We start from the raw sequence: 25,112 nt of genomic DNA, 5'->3' as shown, positions 1-25,112 counted from the left end.
AAACAAGTTGGAAAGGTCAACGTTTTTCATTTAATGGTATTAAAGTTACTATAGGGTGAGAAAATTCTTTTAGTGATCTTTAGACAATTTGAGACATTTATTGTAAGTGAATATTTATAGTATGTATTCAAAAATATGTTGTACTTATTACTTGATGTTCTTATTTTCTACGAACTCAGAGAAATTATGAAGAAACTTTAGGATAAATTGCAATTCATCTGCATCTTTTTGATGTAGTAGAGAAGTAATGATACTAAGAGATTCCTCTCTTCGAGGGTTATCGATTAAATTGATATTACCAAAATTTAACACTTTATCAGGTGAAACCTCTAGACCAATAGCAATTTTTTGCAGAGTAAGCATGGAAATGTTCCTTTCTCCACGTTCAACTCCACCGATATAAGCTTGTTGCAGATTGATTTGTTCAGCCAATTCTTCTTGTGTCAATCCTCTTTTTTTTCGTAAAAAGCGGATGTTTTCCCCAACTAATTTTAAGAAATCAGACAAGTGTATCACCTCTCTATCAGATTAGAGAAGTGTACAAATGAATGTAAGAATACTATAGTAATTAAAAAACGTTATATAGAACTTATAAGTACTATTTTTAAGTTGGATCATTTAGTTTATCCGAGGGATGAAAATATAAAATAAACTGTATTATATTCCATTATGTTTAGTTAGTAGAGAATCTGATTATTTTTGATGAGTGATTTATAATAAAGAATGGTTTATGTAATTATTAAATTACCATATCAAGCCATACCATACCAAACAACACCGAACCGAACCCAGCCGGGGGATACCATGCCAAGCCCAACCTGATTAAATGACCTATCTCTTCAGCAATAGGGAGGTCATCTCCTATTGAACAGCTTAAACTGTTTCGACACAATCATGATTTTTGGAGAATGCTTGTGTAATGTGAAATTTGCAGTAATTGTATCTAAATAATTGATTTATAAACAACAGAGTATCAATTAATTATTTGTTTGTTATTAAATATTAATTTAGTTTAAATCCGCATCAAATCGTACCATACATCTAGTCTTGCTTTATAAAATGCATCAATTTAATTATATTTGAATGTCTATATTGTTATTATTTCATTAAGAAATATAAAAAATTGTTCTATTTTTTCAATAGTGATTCTTCTTCCCAAACATATTGACGCCAATCTGCTGTTATAACTCCATCTTTTAAAGCTTTTGCAATCATACCACGATGAAAGTGATCTGCACGTAGAACATGACATCTTCTACAAAGGGTACGTAAATTTTGAAGTCTATTGTCTCCACGTATCCCACTGATGATATGATCTATATGACACTCGTTTAATAGAACTGTCTTTTTACACCGTATACATTTCTTATTATCTCTGTTCCATACAATAGGTCTTATGTTTATCCTCCAAGTTTCATAAGGGGTTCTTTTCTTAGGCATGTGCTTTTTGCTGGATGATGTTAAAATCAGTGACATGGAATCGACCAAATCCAACCTTTCTTGCATCTCCTAATCCGGCGTACGCACCAGCATCTTGGCAAATTGCTCTCATTTGTTCACGGCTAATTAAGGTTCCCTCCCATATTATACTGAACTCTGTTTCCCAGCCGGATGAAATAGCTAAGCGATAACGTATATTTTTTACACCTCTTCGTGAAACGGGGCGTACATCAATATATACATCGCTTTTATCATCCCTTGTAAGTTTATTAATGGGGGGAAGAAATCTATTAATAAAGATCTTATTATCTAGTACTTGGAGGGTTGATGCCACCTCTGGTTCTAAAGTTCCTCTTCCTTTAGATATAAATTTCCCCCCTGCACGTAAACAAGAGAAAATATAAATGGGATCCAAGTATAGTTGGCCTTGTTGCGTAGCTTGAAAGGTTTTTTTCCATTCTTCAGGATTGTTTCCCGGAACTCCACATTTTTCTTGTTTTGTAATAGGGATTGCATCTTCGGTAAACCTGTTGAATAAAAGTGGTCTAGTTCCTAAAATTTTCACATTAGCACAAATTATTGACATTTAAGTAACCTCCTAAAATAAAACTTATAAGTATTAATATCCTTTTTTTAGATGTTTTAAACATTAAAAACATGTATATTTAAAGTAGTTTTGAAAAAGTATGATTATTGTTTATGAAGTTATTATTAGAATCAAATCAAGATTTAAGCAGTAACATACAGAAAAAAGTCGTAATATAAGTTTAATTATTGTAGGAAAATCAGAAATAAAAGGGATATTGGATATTTTGTGGTGAAAATAAAGAGGAATCTACTAGAAATGAAAAAATATATACTATTATATACATAAAATTGTCTAATAATGAGATTGAATAATAAATTGTAAAGGAGAGAGATACATGGCGAAGCGTAAAAATGAGTGGACAGAAAAAAAGATAGAAAAATATATTAAGGAAGGAAGAGGGAGTGGTGAAGTAAGTAACTATAAGCCGTGGCTTACGATACAAAATGTTCCATCTCATGGGAATAATACCCGTTCTTTGGGGTGGAAAACAAATAGAAGGCATGAATTTCTTTCTAATTTAGAAAGAGATTATTTTTTTATTTTGGAATGGATGGACGATATCATTGATATCCGAGAACAATTTCCCTTAAATCGTGAACTTACATATAAGATTGCTGGTGAAAAAGGTATTAATCATCCTATTTGTAGGGAAACTGACACGTTAATCGTGATGACTACAGATTTTTTAATCACGATCCGTGAAGGAAAAGAAATTAAGACTATTGCTAGAACAGTAAAGCCAAGTGAGCAGTTAGAAGATAAGAGGATTATAGAAAAGTTTGAAATTGAGAGAGCGTATTGGGAGAGGAATGGAATAGATTGGGGCATTGTGACAGAGAAAGATATCCCTGTAGTAATGGCTAACAATATTTCATGGCTATATAAATTTTATTATTTAGATGATATTACAGATATAGATTTTATTGTCATTTTTTATAACTATTTATTGTGTGCATCAAGAAATAATAGTACTCTCATTGAACTTTTTAAGCAATTTGACAATCAGTATAATTTGGAAAGCGGGGAAGCTATAAATTATTTTAAGCATTTAGTATCAAGAAAATATATTACTGTAGATATGTCTACAAAGAAAATAAATTTAAAAAATTTAACTATTAAAGACATATCTTTTCAAAAGGGAGAGTATAAAAATTGTGATTATACTATCTGTTAATGAGCAAATTAAAGATATGGATAATTCGAAGGTGTACAGGGTGTTGTGGATTGATGAGGGTAGTGTAATTGTATATTTAATTGATATTTATGACGAAAAAGCATTGCCTTTTGCGGAGACAATAAAAACTATTTATGAAGGTTTATCTAGTGGGAAATATGCAGAAGTTAAGGAACCGTACTACCATTCGGTTACAAATTTTGGTGAGTTGAATAAAAAAGATATTTTGATTCGCGATAGAGCATGGGATTTGATTCGGGACTTAGTTATACAAGAGCCGGAAATCTATAAACCAAGAGAAAGGGGAAAGTTAATTCGAGAGTTATTAAAGAAAGAGGAAATTTCTAATAAAACCATTTATAAGTATTTAAAAAGATATTGGCAACGTGGAAAAGTGAAAAATGGATTGCTTCCTGATTATAAAAATTGTGGGAATAAAGGGAAATCAAAAAACTGGGGAGATAATAAGACCGGTAGGCGTAGAATAAATAATAGTACGGGAATTAATGTGACTGCCGAAATAAAAAGTGTGTTTGAAAAAGCTGTTAAAAAGTATTATTTTACAGATCCAAACAATACCTTAACTTATACTTATAAGATGATGATAAGACAATACTTTCAAGCAGATGTTCGTTATAAAGAAAATATTAAGTATATTGTAATTGAAGATGAAAATAGTATTCCTACGCTCCGTCAATTTAGGTATTGGTTTAATAAAAGGTATGGGACTGAAGAAATTATTTCCTCAAAACATGGAAAGAAAAAATTTGAAAGAGATCACAGGGCTATTTTAGGTTCTTCCACTTTTGAAGTATTTGGACCAGGTTCTAGATACCAAATCGATGCCACAAAAGCAAATGTATACATCATTTCTCGCTATAATTCGCAGTGGATTTTAGAAAGACCAACTGTTTATTATGTTGTTGATGTATATACCCACTTAATAGTAGGATTTTATGTTGGATTAGAATCTCCATCTTGGATGGGTATGATGATGGCACTTTTAAATGCAACTACAAATAAAGTAGAATTTTGTGAAAAATATGGAATGCACATTACAGAAGAGTGTTGGCCAGCAGCTCATTTACCAGAAGTTATTTTAGGGGATAGAGGAGAATTAGAAGGGTTTAATGTAAATCATTTAATTCAGGGTCTTAATGTTACTGTTGAAAACAATCCTGCTTATCGCCCTGATTGGAAAGGGATTGTTGAAAAATTATTTGATACATCCCAAGAAAAAATAAGACCTTTTCTACCAGGCTACGTATCCAAAGATTGGGGGAAAAGAGGAGCTAAAGATCCACGTTTACAAGCAAAATTAGATATAGAACAATATACAAAAATAATTATTAACTTTATTCTACATTACAATAAAAATTTTTACATGAAAGAATATATACGAGATTCAGATATGATAGAGGATAATGTAACGCCAACGCCAACTGAGTTATGGAAATGGGGAGTGATTAACCGCGCTGGAAAGCTACGGACAGTACATCCTGATATTATGAAATTTTATTTAATGCCTAGAGGAACTGCTACAGTAACCCCAAAAGGGATTAGGTTTCAAAAGCTGTTATATTGTTGTGAAACTGCAATACAAGATTCATGGTTTACTACTGCTAGAAGCAAAAAAAGTTGGAAGGTAGATATTTCTTATGATCCTCGTAATATGAATTATATTTATATTCATACCAAGGATGAGAGGATATTTGAGAGTTGTTATTTGTTAGAGCATCAAGAAAGGTACAAAGATAAAGTGTTGGAAGAAATTAAACAGTTACATCAGTTAGAAAGCAGAAATTTTAAAGATAGAGAGCATAATTTATTACAAAGTGAAATTAATTTTATTGATAGTATAGAGGCCATTGTGAAAGATGCGATTAAAGAAACCAATGAAAAACAAGTAGATAATGTTAGTAAAACTAGAAAAAGAGAAAAAATAAAAGAACATACTAAATTTGAGAAAGAAATGAGAAGGAAAGAAGAAGTATTTAATTTGGATAACATTGAAAATAAAGGTAAGGAGGATGTAATTTCTATAGAACAAAAAAATGATTTTAAGCGTCATTCGGTAAAAGATTTATTTAATAACAAAAGAGGGAGAAATAAATGAGTGAAAATTCAAACATAATTCAATTGGATAATGGCATAGAGGCTTTAATTGCTAGCTATAAAGAACAAGAATTAATTGAATATAAAGGTAATCCTTTAATAGAGGCTTTACCAAGTATACTATCGTCTGAAGAGGCTTTTGATCAGCTCAGCTTTTTTTCAGATTATCAAGAAAAAGAAAAAAACTTATCTGCACATCATAGGTATCATGCATTATTACGATTAACTCGTTTCTTTCAACCAATTGGTCAAACCCTAGATTTAGAAAGAAGGTTTTCTCGTTTTTTACGTTATGGTTATGTAAATCGTAATCCTTTACAAAAGCAACATATTCAAGTATTAAATGAGCTACATCAAAAATTGGTTAAAAAAGAAGAAATAGGTTTATCACCAGACATAAGGTCAACTGCATCTAGTTTTACATTAATGGGGTTCCCAGGTGTTGGGAAATCTACCGCTATAGAGAGAATTTTATCTTTATATCCACAATTAATTATTCATCAGTATCCAATTAACACAATTCAAATTGTATGGTTAAAGCTGAATTGTCCGCATGACGGGTCTTTAAAATCATTATGTCAAAACTTTTTTGAAAAGATAGATTCATTGATAGGGACAGATTATTTCAAGAGATATGGTAGATCCCCTAATTCAGTAAGTTCAATGGTAACAAGAATGGGACAAATTGCAAGATTACATTGTCTAGGCGTTTTAATCATTGATGAAATACAACATCTTTTATCTACAAAAGGTGATGCATCTGAGAAGATGATGAACTTTTTCGTGACACTTATTAATGAAATTGGAATACCTGTTATGATGATCGGGACAATGAGAGCAAGGGCACTTCTACAGAAGGATTTTAGACAGGCGCGTCGTGGAAGTGGCCAAGGAGATATGGTTTGGCAGCAAATTGATAATTCTGAAGATTGGGAGGTTTTGATTTCAAGTGTATGGGATTATCAGTGGACAAAAGAATATATCGAACTTAATCAAGATTTTATTAATTTAATATATGAAGAAAGTCAGGGGATTATAGATATAGCAATAAAAATATTTATATTAGCACAGGGGCGGGCTATTGAAACAGGCATAGAAAAAATTTCATTAGGCTTAATTAAACAAGTAGTTAAAGAAGATTTAAAGCTTGTTCAACCAATGTTGAATGCACTTAAATCTGGAATAGAATCGGAAATTGCAAAATATGAAGATATTATAGTTTTAGATTTACAAGAGTATATGTCAAATCAACATTCATTACTTGATATGAAAGCCAGAATTCAAGAGAAAAAGGAAAGAATATCCAAAGAGCGTCAAAGTAAAGAGTTAAATAAATTAGAAAAATTGATTTTAGCTCTGATGAACTTAGAAGTAAATGAAATAAATGCTGAAAAATTAGCTAAGAGCGTAATAAATAAATTTCCTAACCTTACGATTGCACAGTTAATGAAGGAAGCGCTTCAACAAATTAGTAACAATGAAACAAAAAAAGAGAAAAGTAAAAATGAATTGTTTAATGAAAATGTTTTACAAGCACTTATTAATAAGGGGAAAAAGAAAAAACAGTCAGCTTATGAGACATTATTTGAAAATGGTTATATAAAAAAACCTCTAAAATAAATTTCTTAAATGGAAGAGAGATAATATTGGTATTCTTATTTATTATACAGGTTTATAAATAATGCTATGGGGAGTTTTTTTATAGTCATAGGGAGGCGTTTATTTGTTACCGTATTTTCCAAGTTTATATGAAGATGAGCTTATTTATAGTGTTTTTGCACGTTATTATAACCATATAGGCAGTCCAAGTAGAAAGTTGAGTATAAGAAGAAAAGATTTGATTCCAGGTAAATCATGGACAATTAGTACAGATTTACCTACTTCTTTAAATAACATAATGAAACGATTAAATATATTTGCATATCCACCTGTAGATTCTTTAATAAAAAGAAATACTTTGTATTTCTACTATACAAATTTTTTTGGAAAAGAGATAAAAGAAAAAGTATGGGATGTTATGTGCAATGGTGGGAATGTTAATGTAATAAGTCTTATTGGAACAAGAGTATATACAACAATACAAAATCAGTACTTTAAGTATTGTCCGTGTTGTGTAGCTGACGATTATGAAAAGTTTGGAGAAACGTACTGGAGGTTACAACATCAGATACCTAGTGTATTTAGTTGTGAGAGACATGAAACATACTTGTTAGATAGTACTGTGGTATATAAATATAGCAATACTCAATATTTAGAGCCACCTACTATTGAAAACTGTCCAATAGTAAGAAAGGAAGTATCTTATTCTGATAGAACTAAAATGTATCTTAAATATATAACTAAAGAAAGCATTCTTCTAGCTAATAATAATTATAATTTCGAAGATGTGAATCAAATATATCGGACAATCTTAACCCAAAAAGGATACATAAATAAAAATGATTTACTTGATAGAAAAAAGTTACTTAAAGATTTTTTAGAGTTTTATGGAGAAGAATTATTAATTCTTATGAATTCAACAATCAGAGATAATGAGAACTGTTGGCTTATCAAGATAATTAGAACTCATTATACTTCTTTTCATCCTATCCGACATATATTACTTATTATTTTTTTAGGTAAATCTGTAAAAGGTTTAACTGAAAATAATGAGGGGAAAATTAATCCTTTTGGAGAAGGACCATATATTTGTTTAAACAAAGCAGCAGAACATTATAATACTCGAATTATAAAGACAGTCGAAATAAAAAAATTTAAAGATAAAATAAAAGGAATTTTCGAATGTAATTGTGGATTTAGTTATTCTAAATTGGTGCCGGATCATATTTCCGATGAAAAAATGTATTGGAAAATTGAAAAATACGGAAATATTTGGAAGGATAAGCTGTATGAGCTAAGATATGTGGAGAAACTATCATTAGCTCATATAGCGAGCATATTAGATACATCCAATACTACAGTATACTATCAGTTAAAAGATAAATTGTATCTAGAGGATAGACAAGAAGAATTAAAACATCAAAATCGAAGGAAATATTTAGAGTTAAAAGAAAAACATCCTGATTTTTTAATCACTCACCTAAAAAGAATTAATACGAATTTAATCGCCTGGTTATATAGAAATGATAAAAAATGGATAATGGAAAATAAGCCGAATGTTAAATATAGGCGTGATAACAATTCTAGAAGTTATAGAGAAGTGAATTGGCCAAAAAAAGATCAAGAATATTTATATAAATCAAGAGGCATTTTAGATAAATTATACCAGATTGAGCCTCCAATACATGTTACTAAAAATCGAGTAGCAAAAGAGTTAGGTATTAAGGGATTTACAGGGTATGAAAAGAAAACACCTAAAACTGTACAGTATTTACAGATGCATACGGAAGATAGAGAAGGTTATCAGTTGCGAAAAATTAAATATATTATCCCTATATTGATTAATAAAGGAGAAAAAATTAATAAAAATAACATACGAAGTTACGGATCCGTTAAATGTTTCGAGTTTAAAAACCCTGAAATGCAGAAAGAATTTATTGGACTAAGAGAGAAGTATAATTTTTAATATATGTATAGTGTACAACTATGTTGTTTTAATAAATGTCTTGATTAATTATGAAGGCAGTTAAGGGATAAACTCGTTGTAACTATCTGTAAATTGAAACTGAAAAATAGGGGGTTATGTACCTTATGATATATAATTATCTTGAAACAAAGCACTTGTTTCTATAACTTTTTTTGTTACTATTAATAATGAGCAAAAATAAAGTATTAGGGGAAATAAAATGAAAAAAGCAATTGATCATATCGGAATCGCAGTTCGTGATATAGATAGTACGATACGTTTTTATGAACAGGTTCTATCAGGGAAATTAATAGATCGTTACGTAAGTGAAGCACCAGGTGTGGAAAGTGAAGTCGCTATTATAGAAGTGGATGGAGATAGAATTGAACTACTGGCACCGACGAATAATACAACATCACCAATTGCCCGATTTATAAAACAAAAAGGGAAAGGTGTTCATCACGTTGCATATCGTGTCGATGATTTAGATGTAGCTTTAGAGGAATTGAAAGAACAAGGAATTCGAACGTTAGAGCATACACTTCGAATGAATAAACATGGTAGACGATTAATTTACCTTAACCCAGCGGATACAGAAGGAACGATTATTGAATATTGTGATTATCCGAAAGAGAAATAAAGGGATTTTATTATTGAAAAGGGTATTGCATAATAACGTAATACCCTTTTTATTTATGTATTTGCTATGTGCCTACAACAGAAAGATATCTTTTCAAAAGATATCTGTTTTCTTACTATTCAAGTGTGTATTACATATATGAAACACTCCAATGATGAGATACGTAAAGTTTGAATTTGCTTCTAATATATGTGTAGTGTACAACTATGTTGTTTTAATAATTACCTTGATTAATTAATTATGGATGCATATAAGGAACAACTTTGTTTTAACTATTTTAAAATTAAAGCTGAAAAATAGGGGTTTATATACCTTCTGATGTACAACTATCTTGAAACAAAACAAAAATGTGTTACTAGGAACTTTAATAGATCGTTACGTAAGTGAAGCTCCTGGTGTGGAAAGCGAAGTAGCCATTCTTGAAGTGGATGGAGATAGAATTGAATTACTTGCACCGACGAATAATACGACATCTCCAATTGCCCGTTTTATTAAACAAAAAGGTAAAGGTGTTCATCACGTTGCGTATCGTGTCGATGATTTAGATGTGGCTCTAGAAGAGTTAAAAGAACAAGGCATTCGAACGTTAGAGCATACACTTCGAATTAATAAACACGGCAGAAGATTAATTTATCTTAACCCAGCGGATACTGAAGGAACGATTATCGAGTATTGTGATTATCCGGAAGAGAAATAGAAGAGGGACATTTTTTAAAAGGTGTTACGTAATAACGTAATACCTTTTTATTTATGTATTTCACATTTTCTTCACAAATGATTCACGATAACTTTTCTTCTTTGATAACTTACATAAATATATTTTATGATATAATAACAATCGACTTTAAAAATGTAAGTTGTATCTATCGTTATAGTTACTATTATATTGAAAGTTTGGAGGTGGAAGAGAAATAAAGAGTTATACTTTATAGAAATTTATATTTAACCAGGTTAATATTTCTACGGAGAATCAAACTTTGGAAGTTAAAGTAATGAAAATAGAGCAATGAGGAAGAGAGAAGTGAAATGAGTGTGAAAGTAATGAGAAGATTAGGGATATGGCTATTACTTGTGTGTGTGCTTATCATATTGATACCGCAAAGTGCATTTGCTCATGCGTACGTTGTGAAATCAAACCCTACTGAAAATGAAACATTGAAGAAAGCACCATCTGTTGTAAAAATCGAATTCGATGAAGACATACAAGTTTCAAGTTTTAATACATTGTACGTGAGAGATACATCAGGTAAAAGAGTCGATTTAAAAGATGCTCATATTGATAAAAAAAATAAAAAGCTATTAGAAGCTGGATTAAAAGACAATCTCAAAAATGGTCTTTACTCCATTCAGTGGAAAGTGATTTCAGCTGATGGACATCCAATTCAAGGAGTTATCCCGTTTCGGATTGGATTAGCGGAAGCGGAAACAGACGATATACAAGTGGAAGAGATGGGGTATGTCCCGCAAATCGATATGATTATGGAACGTGGGATTCTATATACGAGTTTCTCGCTATTTTTAGGAGTTCTCCTCTTTAATCTTATTATGTATAAAGGGAATGCAACCTCGGTTCGATCAAGGAGTAAGAACATAATATGGATCTCCTTATTTGGGATATTTATTAGCTTGTTATTCAACCTACCATTGCAAGCGAAAATAAATGCCGATGTTTCGTGGCTAGAAGCATTCAACCCTTTACTATTAAAAGAAACATTACAGCTTTCTGTTTTTGGTTATATATGGATCACTCAAATGGTTCTCATTAGTACGCTTATAATTGTTACGTATTTTGCGGTGAAGCATGAGAAGTTTTCGTCGTTTAAAGTATGGAGTATTCCAATACTATTATTTATAGGGTTACTTGTTATGAAAGCATTTAATAGTCACGCATATGGTTTAAAGTTTAAAGACATTGCTGTCGTTATGGATTTTCTACATTTATTCGCAGCTTCATTATGGGCTGGTGGTTTATCATCTATTATTCTTCTTTTACGTAATGAGGATAACAAGTGGCATATGTATTGGGATATAATTAAGCGTTTTTCACCGTGGGCAACAGGTGCTGTCATCGTGATTTTAATAACAGGCCTTTTTAACAGTACATTTTTTATTCCAACAATCCACTCGTTATTTGATACGAAGTATGGATTGGCTTTATTAACAAAGATACTTTTATTCATTTTCATGGGGATATTGGGAATTATTCATTATATGAAAGGTAGAATGCGAGCGCAGCAAGGATTAGGAGCTACGGTGAAAGTAGAGTTTATCATTGGAATTATCATTTTCGTCATCGTAGCTTTTATGACAAACGTACAAACACCACCGATGCCTCCTACTGGACCTTTTACAGAGAGTAAGCAATTAGATAATGGATATGAACTTAAGCTAAATGTAAGTCCGAATAAGGTAGGACAAAATAAATTCCATATTACACTAAAGGATGAAAAGGGACAGCCTATTACTGATATGGAACAAATGATATTGACGACTCAATCATTAGATATGAACATGGGAAAAGGTTCATTTAAAGTTTCAGTAGTTTCACCGGGAGAATATGAAGCAGAAGGTATGTATATTAACATGACAGGAAACTGGAATATACATGTTCATGGATTAACAAAATCTCTTGATAGTTTCGATACAGATTTTAAATTTATTGTCGGTGGCAGATAAAAAGAAGCTATGTATGAAAAGGAGCTAATAGAAAATGAAACGTATAAAAAAATTAGGAACAACAATGATCGCAACAATTATTGCAATGGGAATTTTTTCGTTACCTGTTAGTGCGCACGTCACTGTAAAACCAGCAACTTCTGATATTGGTTCTTGGGAGACTTATACGATAAAAGTACCAGTTGAAAAAAATGAAGCAACGACGAAAGTTACACTGAAAATACCGTCTGGAGTAGAGTTCCAACAGTATGAACCAGTCCCAGGATGGAAAGTTGAGGAGCAAAAAGATACAGCCGGAAAAGTTAAAACTGTAGTATGGGAAGCGACAGGAGAAGGGATTTTAACCGGCCAGTTCCAGCGATTTACTTTCGTCGCTAAAAATCCGGATAAAGAGCAAAAAATAGCTTGGGACGCATATCAACAATATAAAGACGGAGAAATTGTTGAATGGACAGGTGATGAAAAAGCTGAAAAACCGCATTCACTTACTACAATTGCAAAAGGTACGTCATTAACAGGAGAACATGGTGAAGTGTCTAGTATTGAAAAAAATGAGAGTACAAGTAATATGACAACGATAGCAATTGTCTTATCTATTTTAGCGATTGTATCGTCGGTAAGTGCGTGTGTTCTTGTAGTACGTCGTAAAAAGTAAGACGTAAGAAAGAGCCTACAAACAGTAGGCTCTTTCTTACGTTTATTTCATTTCAACTTGCTGCCTTACAGCAAGTGTTTTCGGTTTCATATTTACAAAACAAATACTCACAACAATAAATAATAGTCCGATGAATAAGCTAATGGTAATAGCCTCATGTAAGAAAATTGAACTTACAATAATAGCTATTAGTGGAATGAGGAAGGTATAAGCCCCAACTTTACTTGCTTCACCAGCTCCAACAAGTGTGAAGTATGCAAGCCACCCCATTGCAATAACAAAGAATGAAATAAAGAGAAGTACGCTAACAAATGGCATACTCCAAGCGATACTAGACCAGCTTTCAAACTCTGAACCAAATCCAATTAAGCAAAGGCCACCAATAATAAGCTGAAGTGTTACCATCCAAATGGCATTAACACGGTGACCAGTCTTCTTAATGAATACTGTGCCAAGTGCCCAGCCAATAGCGCATCCTAACGCGAGAAGGATTCCAATAACAGAAATATGTCCTGTTAAACTGCTTGAGCTAATAACGCCTACACCAATAAATCCGAGAACAAGCCCGAAAATTTTCAAGCCGTACATTGATTCTTCAAGCCATATCCACGAGAAAATACCGAGTAAAACTGGTTGTAGAAATACAATGGCGGAAAATAACCCAGCAGGCATATATTGAAGGCCGACAGTTTGTAATCCGTAAAATATAATGATGTTAAGTAAAGAAGAAATAACGTATAAATGCCACGTTTCTTTTAAATGTAACTCTTTGTATTTCGGTAATGCGAACAGGAGTAAAATAAATCCTCCAATTAAAGTTCGAACGCCTGCGAATAAAACAGGTGGTGTATAATGCAGGGCAAACTTTGATAAAGGCCAATTGATTCCCCACATGAAAACGAGAAAGGTAAGGATTATGGCCGTCTTAGTTCGAGAAAGCTGTGTCACTGAAAGACCTCCTTGTTGTTATTCATTTCACTATGATATGATATCGACTGTAATAAATAAAATGAATCTTTTTTATGAGGAGTATAAGTGATTAGTTATGACCATTACACAACTGCAAGTATTAATAAAAACTGTTGAGTTAGGTAGTTTTACGAAAGCTGCCAGGGTATTAAATATGACGCAGCCAGCTGTTAGTCATGCGATTTCAAGTATTGAGTCAGAGTTAGGAGTTACTATTCTTATACGTGATAAACGAAAAGGCCTCCTCGTTACGGATGTAGGAAACAGGATTCTTGTACATATTAGAGAGATTTTGAACGGTGTAGAGAAGATTGAACAAGAAGTTGCGATGGAGAAAGGACACGAAGTTGGGACGATTCGAATTGGTAGTTTTCCGAGTGCTTCTGCACATTTCTTACCCAAAATGATAAACCTTTTTAAGGAGAAGTATCCGAACTTAGAAGTAGTTCTTTGTGAAGGAACGATTAAAGAAGTTGAAGATTGGTTAGTATCGAGGGTTATTGATATAGGAATTGTTATTTTGCCTAATAAAGATATGGAGATTGTTCCATTAACGAAGGGGAAAATGGTTGCTATCTTAAGAGAGGATCATTCTCTCTGTAAGAAGGACTCTATTACAATTAGTGATTTAGAGAATGAACCAATCATATTATGTAAGGGCGGATACGAACCACCTATTATTGATATGTTTAAACAAGCAAATGTACCACTTCGGGCTGAGTATGTAATTTCGACAGTTACTACAGCTTTAAATATGATTCAAGAAGGATTAGGCATTGCAATATTAGCTGAATTATCTTTAACGAATTTACCAAAAAATGTGCAAACGAGAGAATTGGAACCACAAGTATGGAGAGAAATTGCTTTAGCTGTTCCTTCATTAAAGGATTCTTCAATCGCTGTGCAGCTATTTATTGAAGAATTTCAATCGCTATTTGCAGAATAAAAAGAGGTGTCTCATATGTCATAATGGGACACTTTTTAATTTACTTATAAAAAATCTATGAAAAGGATTGACTTATTTTTTAGTTGTAACTATAATGATTACATCGAGGTGGTGATTACGATGAAAATTAGTAGCCGCTTTTCCATAGCTGTTCATATTTTATCTATTTTGAAAAACAATCCATCTTCACTTTGTACTTCAGACTATATGGCTGAGAGTGTCAATACAAATCCAGTAGTCATTCGTAAAATCATGTCGTACTTGAAACAAGCTGGCTTTGTTTACGTAAATCGTGGACCGGGTGGCGCGGGATTACTAAAGGATTTACATCAAATCACATTGTTAGATGTGTATCATGCAGTGAACGTAGTCGAAGAAGACAAGCTATTTCATATTCACGAGCAACCGAATCCAGATTGTCCAATTGGGGCGAATATTCAAGCGGTGTTAGAAATTATTTTAATTCAAGCACAATCCGCGATGGAAGAAGTTTTGAGAAATATTACGATGGGGCAGTTGTTTGAAACTTTGCAAGAAAAAATGAATGCTTAAATAATATTTATATTTTTTTATCATTAATGTAACTAATTTGATTACAACGATAAGGTAAGGTGTAAAAGTTATGACTGTAAAAATGAAAGTATACTCAGATTTTATATGTCCGTTTTGTTTTTTAGCAAAAGGTCCATTAGATGAGGTAGCGAAAGAGAAAGATGTAGAGATTGAATGGATGCCATTTGAATTACGTCCAAGTCCATATTCAAAAATAGATCCATGGAATGAACCAGAAAAATTAGGTTCATGGGATGCTTTCATTCTTCCGACAGCGAAGAAGTTAGGAATTGATATGCGCTTGCCACGTGTTTCACCACATCCATATACACATTTAGCTTTCGAAGGATGTCAATTTGCGAAAGAACGTGGACTAGGTAATGAGTATCATCACCGCGTATTCACAGCATTTTTCCAAGAAGAGCAAAACATTGAAGATATTGATGTGTTAACAAAATTAGCGGTAGAAGTAGGACTTCCTGAGGCGGAATTTAAAGATGCTTTAGTAACTCGTAAATATAAAGAAAAGCATCAAGAAGCAATTCAACACGCATATGATGAAGCGAATATTATGGCTGTTCCAACTGTCATGATTGGAGATGAAGTCATTCAAGGGCTTGCTAGTAAAGAAACACTAGAAAGGGTCATTGATAAAGAAATTGAAAAGGATAAAACAAATTCATTTGAAGGTATGCAATGTAATACCGATGGATATTGCTAATTCGCTTGTTATGAAATAACAAAATAAATTATAAAACAAACATTTGGAGGAATTAAAATGTCAGCAACTACAACAAACTTAAAAGAAGCAATCGTGAACCGCCGTTCAATTCGTAAAGTAACAAAAAACGATGCAATTACGAAAGAAAGAATTGAAGAAGTGTTAAAAACAGCTTTACACGCACCAACATCTTTCAATATGCAAAGTGGTCGTATGGTTGTATTAATGGATGGAGAGCATGAAAAGTTTTGGGATATCGTTAAAGAAACACTAAGAGCCCGTGTACCAGCAGAAAACTTTGAAGCGACTGTAGAAAGACTAAAAGGTTTTCATGCAGGTGTAGGAACAGTTCTATTCTTTGAAGATCAAGCAACTGTAGAAAAAATGCAAGAAAATGCACCATTATATAAAGATCAGTTCCCATTCTGGTCTCATCAAGGAAATGCGATGTTACAACATACTGTGTGGATGCTATTATCTGCTGAAGGAATTGGGGCGTCATTACAACATTACAACCCAATCGTAGATGCTGAAGTGAAAGAAACTTGGAACATTCCGGCAGAGTGGAGCTTAGTAGGTCAAATGCCATTTGGTGAACCAAACGAACAACCAGCAGAAAGAACGTTCTTGCCTACTGAAGATGTAGTGAAATTTTATTAAGAAATACAATATGTAACGAGAAGGAAGCTGTGTTTAAAAACAGCTTCCTTTTTTGTAGTGGTGTTAATTTATGCGCATTTAGGGAAGAAATATAAGAAATAATACGGTGAGAAGGGAATTAGAAAAATGAATGATGAGAAAAAATATACAGTGGTAGGTACTGATGTTGAGGAAGTAAAGCGTTTAAATAAAAATTCAGGATTAACGTATAATCAAGTGAAAGAAATGTTAGCAAAGCAAATGCAAAAAAAGAAGTAATTAGATTGAAATCTTTCATTTTTTTATTTAGCATTTTGATTGGAGAGAGTTAAGTAAAAGGTAACTCTCTTTTTTGTATAGCTAAGCATCTTATAGAGTGGAGGAAGAAACATGAAGAAATGGGTAAAGGTAACGCTGTCTATCACTGGAGGCATTGTCTTATTAGCGTGTGCCGGCGGATATTACGTGTATAAAAATTATTTTCCAAAGGAACCTGAGCGTATTGTATATGATAAAGAAAGAGTGCTACAACCGATACATAATCAGCTTAAAGGAATCAATATAGAAAATGTAAAGATAAAAGAAAAAGAAGTCGTAAATGCGACTGTAGATGAGCTTCAAAAAATGATTGATGATGGAAAGTTGTCATATGAAGAATTAACGAGCATTTATCTCTTTAGAATACAAGAACATGATCAAAATGGAATAACATTAAATTCTATTACAGAGATAAATCCTAATGCGATGGAAGAAGCAAGAAAGTTAGATCAAGAGCGGGGTAGAAACAAAAATTCGAATTTATATGGTATTCCTGTCGTTGTAAAAGATAATGTACAGACGGAAAAAGTGATGCCGACTAGTGCAGGAACTTATGTATTAAAAGATTGGATTGCAGATCAAGACGCAACAATTGTGAAGCAGTTGAAAGAAGAAGGAGCATTTGTTTTAGGAAAAGCGAATATGTCTGAGTGGGCGAACTATTTATCTTTTACAATGCCAAGCGGGTATAGCGGGAAGAAAGGACAAAATTTAAACCCGTACGGTCCGATTACATTCGATACTTCAGGATCAAGTTCAGGATCTGCTACAGTAGTTGCGGCAGATTTTGCGCCGCTTGCAATTGGAACAGAAACGACGGGATCGATTGTTGCACCAGCGGCGCAGCAATCAGTAGTTGGGTTACGTCCATCTTTAGGTATGGTAAGTAGAACAGGAATTATTCCATTAGCTGAAACTCTTGATACAGCAGGACCTATGGCAAGAACAGTAAAAGATGCAGCAACGTTATTTAATGCAATGATAGGTTATGACGAAAAAGATGTTATGACAGAAAAAATGAAAGATAAAGAAAGAATTGATTATACAAAGGATTTATCAATAGATGGATTAAAAGGGAAAAAGATAGGGCTTCTTTTTTCTGTAGACCAACAAGATGAAAATAGAAAAACAGTAGCAGAAAAAATTAGAAAAGACCTTCAAGAGGCAGGTGCGATATTAGCTGATAATATCCAGTTAAGTGCTGAGGGTGTAGATAATTTGCAAACATTAGAATATGAGTTCAAGCATAATGTAAACGACTATTTTTCGCAGCAAAAAAATATACCGGTAAAATCGTTAGAAGAGATTATAGCGTTTAATAAAAAGGATAGTAAAAGACGAATAAAATACGGACAAACATTAATTGAGGGGTCTGAAAAATCTGCTATAACGAAAGAAGAGTTCGAAAACGTAGTACAAACGAGTCAAGCAAATGCAAAAAAAGAGCTAGATAGGTATTTAGTAGAAAAAGGTTTGGATGCTCTAGTTATGATTAATAACGATGAAGTTCTTCTATCAGCTGTAGCTGGTTATCCGGAATTAGCGGTTCCTGCTGGATATGATAAAAATGGAGAACCAATCGGTGTAGTGTTTGTAGGGAAACAGTTTGGTGAAAGAGAGCTTTTCAATATGGGATATGCGTATGAACAGCAGTCTAAAAATAGAAAATCACCTAGTATATAAAAAGATTATATGAAAAATAACTGGAGTCCACCGAAATATGTTGGTGGATTCCAGTTAAACGAATCTAACAATATGAAAAGAAAAAAAGGATTCTTCTCAATTAGTAAGAAAGATTGTCTATAGAAGTTCATAAAATGTAATATATTCAATTTCCATCCATTGAAGGGGGAGGTTAATTCTTAATGAATGAAGTAAAGAGTTTTTTTCGAAGTAGAGGGTTTCAACGGTTTCTCGTTTTAATAATAGTAGCGCTTGTATTATATGCATTAAAAAGTATGATCAATTTAATATTAATTACGTTTATACTGACGTTTTTAATGGATCGATTTCAACGTTTTATTTCAAGAAAATTGAAAGTAAACCGGAAAATTGTTATTGCATGTTTGTATATAATACTAGTTTCCTTTATAGGCACAACGTTATATAAATATTTACCTGTGCTGACGATACAAATTTCACAATTAATTTATCAATTTAAACTATTTTTTCAAAATCCACCTGATAATGAAATCGTTAAATATGTACTTTCGACAATTAATGGGATGGAAGTATCAAAATATATAGAACAAGGTGTAGATGTTATATATCAATCAATAGCAAATATAGGGAAGGTAAGTTTACAAATATTATTATCTCTAATTTTAAGCTTATTTTTCTTATTAGAAAAAGAGCGTATTATTACATTCACATCTAAGTTTAAAGATAGTAAGTTAAAAATCTTTTATGAGGAAATTGCATATTTTGGTGAAAGATTTGCAAGATCGTTCGGAAAAGTAATTGAAGCTCAGTTTTTAATTGCCGTTGTAAATTGTATTCTTACTGTCATTGCATTAATTGTTTTAGGATTTCCACAGCTACTTGTATTAGCTGTTATGGTTTTCTTACTAGGGTTGATTCCTGTTGCTGGTGTGATTATTTCTTTGTTTCCACTTTGTATCATTGCTTACAACGTAGGCGGAGTTATGTACGTAGTATACATACTCGTGTTCATAACAGTAATCCATGCTCTTGAAAGTTATTTTTTAAATCCGAAGTTTATGTCTGCAAAAACAAATTTACCAATCTTTTATACATTTATGATTCTCATCTTCTCAGAGCATTTCCTCGGAATATGGGGGCTTATTATCGGGATACCAATCTTTATCTTTTTATTAGATGTACTTGATATAAATAATGAGGATGCGACTAAAAAATAAGAAATGATAGAAAATCATTAAAAGGTCATAGGGGATAATTAAGATAAAAAAGCAATCCAAAATAAATTGGATTGCTTTTTATCTTAATTAAAGAACCGGAGCCATTGTTTCTTTTAATACTTGAACAGAGTGATCGAATTTTAATTCTTCTTCTTCACTTAATTCAACCTCTAAAATTTCACGAACACCGCCGCGATTTAAAACAGCAGGCACCCCGATATAAACATCTTTTTGACCATATTGACCTTCTAAGTAAGCTGATACAGTTAATACACTATTTTCGTCGTTTAAAATTGCTTTTGTAACACGTAGAAGTGACATACCGATACCATAATAAGTTGCGCCTTTACGCTCAATAATATGGTAAGCTGCATCACGGACGTTTATGAAAATTTTGTCTAAATCTTCTTGATTATACGTGTTGTCTTTTTCAAGCAGTGTTTGTAGTTTTTGGATACCAACGGAAACATGACTCCAAACAGGAAGTTCAGTATCGCCGTGTTCTCCGATAATATAAGCGTGAATGTTGTGTGGACCAATATCGAAGTACTCACCTAACATATAGCGGAAACGAGCAGAATCAAGCGTTGTACCAGAACCGATTACACGTTCTTTCGGTAAACCAGATTCTTTCCAAGTTACGTAAGTTAAAATATCTACAGGGTTTGTTGCGATTAAGAAGATGCCATCAAATCCGCTATCCATAATACTGCGAACGATTTGTTTAAAGATTTTAGCGTTTTTCTCAACTAAATCTAAACGTGTTTCGCCTGGCTTTTGTGGTAATCCAGCTGTAATAACTACAAGGTCAGCATCTTTACAATCTTCGTAGCTGCCTTTCCATACTCTAGTTGGAGCTGGTGCGAATGGAACAGCATGACTTAAATCCATTGCTTCCCCTTCAGCTTTTGCCTCATTTACATCGACTAAAACAAATTCTTCAGCTACGGCTTGGTTAATCATGCAGTAAGCATAACTACATCCAACTGCTCCTGTTCCTACTAATACAACACGGTTAATACCTTTTTTCATTTCAAAATTCCTCGCAATTTCATTGATTTTATTATGTAAGATAATACGTCTTACTTCTATAGAGTCATATCTAGTTTATTACATTTTATAAAAGATATTCAAGTATTTGAAAATGTATCCGTGCAAATCCGCGAACAAAACATAGGAATTCAGTGAACCGAATATAATTCAGTAAAATCCTTTGTAAAAGGGGAAATGGCATGGGGAACCCATTAGCAATGGAAGAAATGCTTCATATTATTCATGCAGGGCTTGTTAAAAAGAATAACCCAAAACGGATTACGATTGCAGGTGCAGGGATTTCTGGATTAGTTGCAGGTTCTTTATTAAAAGAGGCTGGGCACGAAGTAACGATTATAGAAGCAAATAACAGAATAGGTGGCAGGGTGTATACGATTCGGGAACCATTTAGTGTGGGTTTATATTTTAATGCGGGACCGATGAGAATCCCTGACACCCATAAGTTAACCTTAGCGTATATTCATAAATTTAAACTACCTTTAAACCTTTTTATAAATAAAACTTTTGCAGATATCATTTATACGAATAACATTCAAACGAGATTGAATGTGTTTGAAAATGATCCAAGTGTACTTGAATATCCGGTTTTGGATAAAGAAAGAGGAAAAACGGCAGAAGAGCTAATGATTGAGGTATTAGAACCAATACTAAATTATATTAAGAAGGATCCTGATAAAAACTGGCTTATTGTTGAAAAAAAGTATAAAACGTATTCACTTGGTTCATTTTTAATGGAGTATTATTCAGATGGTGCAATAGATATGATTGGGGTACTTCTTGATATGGAAGCTTATATGGGAATGTCCTTAATTGAAGTATTACGTGAAATGATTTTCTTTACTTCAACAACGAAATATTATGAAGTAACTGGTGGAATGGATAAGTTATCGAATGCATTCTTACCACAATTAAGAGAACATATTTTAATGCCGTATAAGGTTGATAAAATCATACAAGAAGATAATAAAGTAATGTTACAAGGAAATCATGAACAAACGTTAGAGCAATTTACAATAACAAGTGATTTTGCTATTATTACAATTCCATTTTCAGCGTTAAGATTTGTAGAAGTTCAGCCATACTATTTATTCTCTTATTTTAAAAAAAGAGCAATTCGTGAATTAAATTATATTGCTGCAACTAAAATTGCAATAGAGTTTAAAAGTAGATTTTGGGAGAAAGCGGGACAGTGTGGCGGTAAATCTATTACTGATTTACCGATACGGTTTACATACTATCCGAGTTATGGCATTCATACTCCAGGACCAGCTATCGTAATAGCAAGTTATACGTGGGCAGATGAGGCGTTAACATGGGATAGTCTCCCGCAAAGAGATCGTATTCGTTACGCATTAAAAAATTTAGCGGAAATATACGGTGACATCGTCTATAGTGAGTTTGTCACTGGAACATCTTTTAGCTGGAGTAAAAATCCGTATTCTTGCGGTGCATTTACAGCTTTCGAACCAGGCCAAGAGCTCGAGTTATTTCCGTATATTACACCACCATCTGGAAAAGTACATTTTGCAGGAGAGCATACGACATTAACACATGGATGGATGCAAGGGGCAATTGAGTCTGGAGTAAGAGTTGCATATGAAGTAAATGAACAGTGAATCTCTTATATTTACAAATGGTCATTCTTTTAATAAAATGATAAATATAAATCGTAATTATTACGCTTTGAATACATTTGAAGTAAAGAAATGGATGGTCGGTTGAATGAATAAAGTGGAGATTCATATATTAGGTGGTTTTTTAGGTAGTGGAAAATCAACATTATTACAAAATTTATTGTTAGCAGAGAAAAAGAAGAATAGAAAAGTTGCAGTATTAATGAATGAAATTGGTGAATACTCGGTAGATACAGATATTATTGGAAAAGAGAATGTTTTAAGAGAACTTCTTAAAGGATGTATTTGTTGTACATTAAAAGAAGAGCTTGAAATACAATTACATTCGTTATACCAACAAGAAAGACCAGATGTAATTTATATAGAAACGACAGGTGTTGCGCATCCAATTGAAGTGTTAGACGCGTGTGTCTCGCCAATTTTAGCTCCTTTTCTGGAAGTAAAATCAATTGTAGTCGTTTTAGATGCAGTAAGGTGGTTAAACCGAAGTATATTAAGTGCAAATGTACAACAGCTATTGCATGAGCAACTGAAATTTGGTAGTCACATTCTTGTTAATAAAGCAGATTTACTAACAGATGAAGATAAGAACACAGTATTTGAAGAAGTAGAGGCAATAAATGATCATGCGAAAATGTATGAGACAAAGTATTGCAATATATCTTTAAAAGATATAGAGGAAGCAGAATTTCCAAATGATGAGGAACATGAGACACTACATGTCAAACAGCATTTACATATACAAACGATGACGTATCAATTTACGAAACCGATTGAACAAGACAAATTATATGAATGGCTTTCGAATTTACCAGATAGTATTTATCGAGTGAAAGGTTTTGTGAAATTCCATGGAGATAAATACCCTCACCTATTCCAATATTCGTTCGGAGTACCAACTTTATTAGAACAAGACTTCGGTTTCCCGACAAACTTAGTAGTAATAGGAGAAGGACTAGATAAGAAACAATTGGCTGAAGGGTTAGAGAAAGTAGAACTTAACTCTAATTAAGGGGAAAAGACTAACTTAAAAATAAGTTAGTCTTTTTGTATGGTCATTACTGAAATGAAACAGTATTTTCAATTGGATTGCAGAATATATATTGATTGTATGTCCGTTTCCATTACATAGGAAGGTGATTATATATTTGTGCCGAATGTAGAGGGTACTACAAGAGTTTTCCATTATCTATCGAATTAGTTAGTCATGATTACGGACAGGGGATTTTGGCGTGTTTGATTCTATCAGAAAGTAAAGTATGGGGAGGATCACAATGTCGATGAAAAAACGTAAGTGGCTAAAGACAATGTTTACTGGTTGTGTTTTAGGTTCGTTATTAATAACGGCAGCTTGTTCAGGAAAGAAAACAAGTACAGAGGATGAAAAAACGATTAAGGTAGGAGTCCTTGCTTCTTTAACAGGACCGCTAGAATCGTATGGAAAACAAACAGTGAACGGATTTGAATTAGGGTTAGATTATGCAACTGGTGGAACTGGGAAAGTAGATGGGAAAAAGATTAAGTTTGTTGTAGAAGATACAGAAACGAAAGCGGATGTAGCAGTTAAAAAAGCTACGAAGTTATTAGAAGAAGAGAAAGTTGATTTTTTAGTTGGATCGTCTAGTTCAAGTGATACGTTAGCGGTTTTACCACTGGCCGGGGAATATGAAAAGATTATGGTTGTAGAACCGGCAGTTGCGGATAGTATTACCGGAAAGAACTGGAATAAATATATTTTTAGAACTGGAAGAAGTTCCTCACAAGATGCGATTGCAGGAGCAGCAGCAATTGCGAAAAAAGATGTAAAGATTGCGACATTTGCCCCAGATAACGCTTTTGGTCGTGAAGGGATTGCTGCATTTAAAGCGGGTGCGAAAAAATTAGGTGCGAACATTGTGAATGAGCAATACGCGGATACAAATTCAACAGATTTTACAGCGAATATTCAAAATATCATTAGTTCAAAACCAGATTATTTATTTATCGTTTGGGCAGGGGCAAATTCACCTTGGAAACAGTTGAAAGATATGAATGTGGAAGCGCAAGGTATTAAAATTTCTACAGGTGCGCCAGATATACCAGCATTAAAAACAATGGATGCATTAGTAGGTATGCAAGGTTTTTCTGTATATTATCACACACTTCCAAAAAATAAAGTGAATGATTGGCTAGTTGAAGAGCATAAAAAACGTTTTAATGGTGCAGTGCCAGATTTGTTTACAGCGGGAGGAATGTCAGCAGCAATTTCTATTGTAGAAGCCTTAAAGAAAACAAAAGGTGATACAGATGTAGATACCTTGATTAAGAAAATGGAAGGAATGGAATTTGATACACCGAAAGGAAAGATGAAGTTTAGAGAGAAGGACCACCAAGCGATGCAGACACTGTATTCTATCACATTGAAAAAGCAAGACGGTGTTGATTATCCGGTGCCAGTGTTAGAGCGAGAATTAACGATGAAAGAAACAGAACCACCAGTTCAAAATAAATAGACTGAATTTTCTGTTGTTTTTGTATAAAGAGGGGGACCCTCTTTATACATATTTC

The 25,112-nt window shown here is 33.0% G+C and carries 23 protein-coding genes; 18 read left to right on the top strand and 5 right to left on the bottom strand.

Annotated elements, in window-relative coordinates:
* Positions 1 to 147: 147 nt before the first annotated feature.
* The 3 genes from ACO6VI_RS24785 to ACO6VI_RS24775 form a co-directional block, all read right to left on the bottom strand.
* Complete coding sequence (locus tag ACO6VI_RS24785) at positions 148 to 507, bottom strand: helix-turn-helix domain-containing protein (RefSeq protein WP_065223501.1); 360 nt, start codon at positions 505 to 507, stop codon at positions 148 to 150.
* A gap of 621 nt (positions 508 to 1,128) precedes the next feature.
* Positions 1,129 to 1,440 (bottom strand): HNH endonuclease, encoded by a 312-nt coding sequence (locus ACO6VI_RS24780; RefSeq protein ID WP_065223749.1) that lies wholly within the window; start codon positions 1,438 to 1,440, stop codon positions 1,129 to 1,131.
* Positions 1,433 to 2,026 carry a hypothetical protein gene (locus ACO6VI_RS24775; protein ID WP_065223502.1) on the bottom strand — a complete coding sequence of 198 codons (594 nt, stop codon included), beginning with the start codon at positions 2,024 to 2,026 and terminating at the stop codon, positions 1,433 to 1,435. The genes ACO6VI_RS24780 and ACO6VI_RS24775 overlap by 8 nt, the downstream gene beginning before the upstream one ends.
* 337 nt (positions 2,027 to 2,363) lie before the next feature.
* Here ACO6VI_RS24775 and ACO6VI_RS24770 point away from each other — a divergent pair, with 337 nt between their 5' ends.
* The 8 genes from ACO6VI_RS24770 (at position 2,364) to ACO6VI_RS24735 (ending at position 12,854) form a co-directional block, all read left to right on the top strand.
* A complete protein-coding gene (locus ACO6VI_RS24770; RefSeq protein WP_065223503.1) occupies positions 2,364 to 3,203 on the top strand; it encodes a heteromeric transposase endonuclease subunit TnsA in 840 nt (279 codons plus the stop codon).
* Positions 3,184 to 5,319: a Mu transposase C-terminal domain-containing protein gene (locus ACO6VI_RS24765; RefSeq protein WP_065223504.1), complete on the top strand. Its 2,136-nt coding sequence runs from the start codon at positions 3,184 to 3,186 to the stop codon at positions 5,317 to 5,319. The genes ACO6VI_RS24770 and ACO6VI_RS24765 overlap by 20 nt, the downstream gene beginning before the upstream one ends.
* Positions 5,316 to 6,938 carry an ATP-binding protein gene (locus ACO6VI_RS24760; RefSeq protein WP_065223505.1) on the top strand — a complete coding sequence of 541 codons (1,623 nt, stop codon included), beginning with the start codon at positions 5,316 to 5,318 and terminating at the stop codon, positions 6,936 to 6,938. Before ACO6VI_RS24765 ends, ACO6VI_RS24760 begins: the two co-directional genes overlap by 4 nt.
* A gap of 103 nt (positions 6,939 to 7,041) precedes the next feature.
* A complete protein-coding gene (locus ACO6VI_RS24755; protein WP_422424319.1) occupies positions 7,042 to 8,883 on the top strand; it encodes a TnsD family Tn7-like transposition protein in 1,842 nt (613 codons plus the stop codon).
* A 220-nt stretch (positions 8,884 to 9,103) separates the two neighbouring features.
* Positions 9,104 to 9,523, top strand: a complete 420-nt coding sequence (locus tag ACO6VI_RS24750; RefSeq protein WP_098393586.1) for a VOC family protein — start codon at positions 9,104 to 9,106, stop codon at positions 9,521 to 9,523.
* A 331-nt stretch (positions 9,524 to 9,854) separates the two neighbouring features.
* Entirely contained in the window at positions 9,855 to 10,220 is a 366-nt protein-coding gene (locus ACO6VI_RS24745; protein WP_340137476.1) for a VOC family protein, read from the top strand.
* Between the two features lie 329 nt (positions 10,221 to 10,549).
* Positions 10,550 to 12,199, top strand: coding sequence for a copper resistance CopC/CopD family protein (locus ACO6VI_RS24740; RefSeq protein WP_422424317.1), 1,650 nt, complete (start codon positions 10,550 to 10,552; stop codon positions 12,197 to 12,199).
* A 34-nt stretch (positions 12,200 to 12,233) separates the two neighbouring features.
* Entirely contained in the window at positions 12,234 to 12,854 is a 621-nt protein-coding gene (locus ACO6VI_RS24735) for a YcnI family protein (RefSeq protein ID WP_000821382.1), read from the top strand.
* A gap of 42 nt (positions 12,855 to 12,896) precedes the next feature.
* Here ACO6VI_RS24735 and ACO6VI_RS24730 read toward each other — a convergent pair whose 3' ends face one another.
* Positions 12,897 to 13,802 carry a DMT family transporter gene (locus tag ACO6VI_RS24730; protein WP_023521703.1) on the bottom strand — a complete coding sequence of 302 codons (906 nt, stop codon included), beginning with the start codon at positions 13,800 to 13,802 and terminating at the stop codon, positions 12,897 to 12,899.
* Between the two features lie 97 nt (positions 13,803 to 13,899).
* On the opposite strand from ACO6VI_RS24730, the gene ACO6VI_RS24725 reads away from it, so the two are divergent.
* From ACO6VI_RS24725 to ACO6VI_RS24695, 7 genes are all read left to right on the top strand, one after another.
* Positions 13,900 to 14,769 (top strand): LysR family transcriptional regulator, encoded by an 870-nt coding sequence (locus tag ACO6VI_RS24725; protein WP_000156774.1) that lies wholly within the window; start codon positions 13,900 to 13,902, stop codon positions 14,767 to 14,769.
* Positions 14,770 to 14,889: 120 nt separating this feature from the next.
* Positions 14,890 to 15,321: an Rrf2 family transcriptional regulator gene (locus ACO6VI_RS24720; RefSeq protein WP_065483208.1), complete on the top strand. Its 432-nt coding sequence runs from the start codon at positions 14,890 to 14,892 to the stop codon at positions 15,319 to 15,321.
* 70 nt (positions 15,322 to 15,391) lie between these two features.
* Positions 15,392 to 16,042: a DsbA family oxidoreductase gene (locus ACO6VI_RS24715; RefSeq protein ID WP_000216673.1), complete on the top strand. Its 651-nt coding sequence runs from the start codon at positions 15,392 to 15,394 to the stop codon at positions 16,040 to 16,042.
* Between the two features lie 57 nt (positions 16,043 to 16,099).
* Positions 16,100 to 16,702 carry a nitroreductase family protein gene (locus ACO6VI_RS24710; protein ID WP_001277021.1) on the top strand — a complete coding sequence of 201 codons (603 nt, stop codon included), beginning with the start codon at positions 16,100 to 16,102 and terminating at the stop codon, positions 16,700 to 16,702.
* Between the two features lie 126 nt (positions 16,703 to 16,828).
* Positions 16,829 to 16,960 carry a hypothetical protein gene (locus tag ACO6VI_RS24705; protein WP_000997344.1) on the top strand — a complete coding sequence of 44 codons (132 nt, stop codon included), beginning with the start codon at positions 16,829 to 16,831 and terminating at the stop codon, positions 16,958 to 16,960.
* Between the two features lie 111 nt (positions 16,961 to 17,071).
* Positions 17,072 to 18,682, top strand: coding sequence for an amidase family protein (locus ACO6VI_RS24700; RefSeq protein ID WP_088020854.1), 1,611 nt, complete (start codon positions 17,072 to 17,074; stop codon positions 18,680 to 18,682).
* Between the two features lie 182 nt (positions 18,683 to 18,864).
* Positions 18,865 to 19,878, top strand: coding sequence for an AI-2E family transporter (locus tag ACO6VI_RS24695; protein ID WP_001006602.1), 1,014 nt, complete (start codon positions 18,865 to 18,867; stop codon positions 19,876 to 19,878).
* Positions 19,879 to 19,965: 87 nt separating this feature from the next.
* Here the strand turns inward: ACO6VI_RS24695 and ACO6VI_RS24690 are convergent, their stop codons facing one another.
* The gene (locus ACO6VI_RS24690) at positions 19,966 to 20,910 is read right to left on the bottom strand and encodes an L-lactate dehydrogenase (protein ID WP_000715322.1); all 945 of its coding nucleotides are present in this window, start codon (positions 20,908 to 20,910) and stop codon (positions 19,966 to 19,968) included.
* Positions 20,911 to 21,110: 200 nt separating this feature from the next.
* On the opposite strand from ACO6VI_RS24690, the gene ACO6VI_RS24685 reads away from it, so the two are divergent.
* The 3 genes from ACO6VI_RS24685 (at position 21,111) to ACO6VI_RS24675 (ending at position 25,057) form a co-directional block, all read left to right on the top strand.
* Complete coding sequence (locus ACO6VI_RS24685; RefSeq protein ID WP_000528004.1) at positions 21,111 to 22,547, top strand: flavin monoamine oxidase family protein; 1,437 nt, start codon at positions 21,111 to 21,113, stop codon at positions 22,545 to 22,547.
* Positions 22,548 to 22,653: 106 nt separating this feature from the next.
* Entirely contained in the window at positions 22,654 to 23,577 is a 924-nt protein-coding gene (locus ACO6VI_RS24680; protein ID WP_001044937.1) for a CobW family GTP-binding protein, read from the top strand.
* A 262-nt stretch (positions 23,578 to 23,839) separates the two neighbouring features.
* Positions 23,840 to 25,057, top strand: a complete 1,218-nt coding sequence (locus tag ACO6VI_RS24675; RefSeq protein WP_000062000.1) for a substrate-binding domain-containing protein — start codon at positions 23,840 to 23,842, stop codon at positions 25,055 to 25,057.
* Positions 25,058 to 25,112: the final 55 nt, after the last annotated feature.

The sequence above is a fragment of the Bacillus sp. PSXD-155 genome (genome assembly GCF_049310765.1).
Classification (GTDB): Bacteria; Bacillota; Bacilli; order Bacillales; family Bacillaceae_G; genus Bacillus_A; species Bacillus_A cereus.
This window is presented reverse-complemented; position numbering and strand designations above follow the sequence as displayed.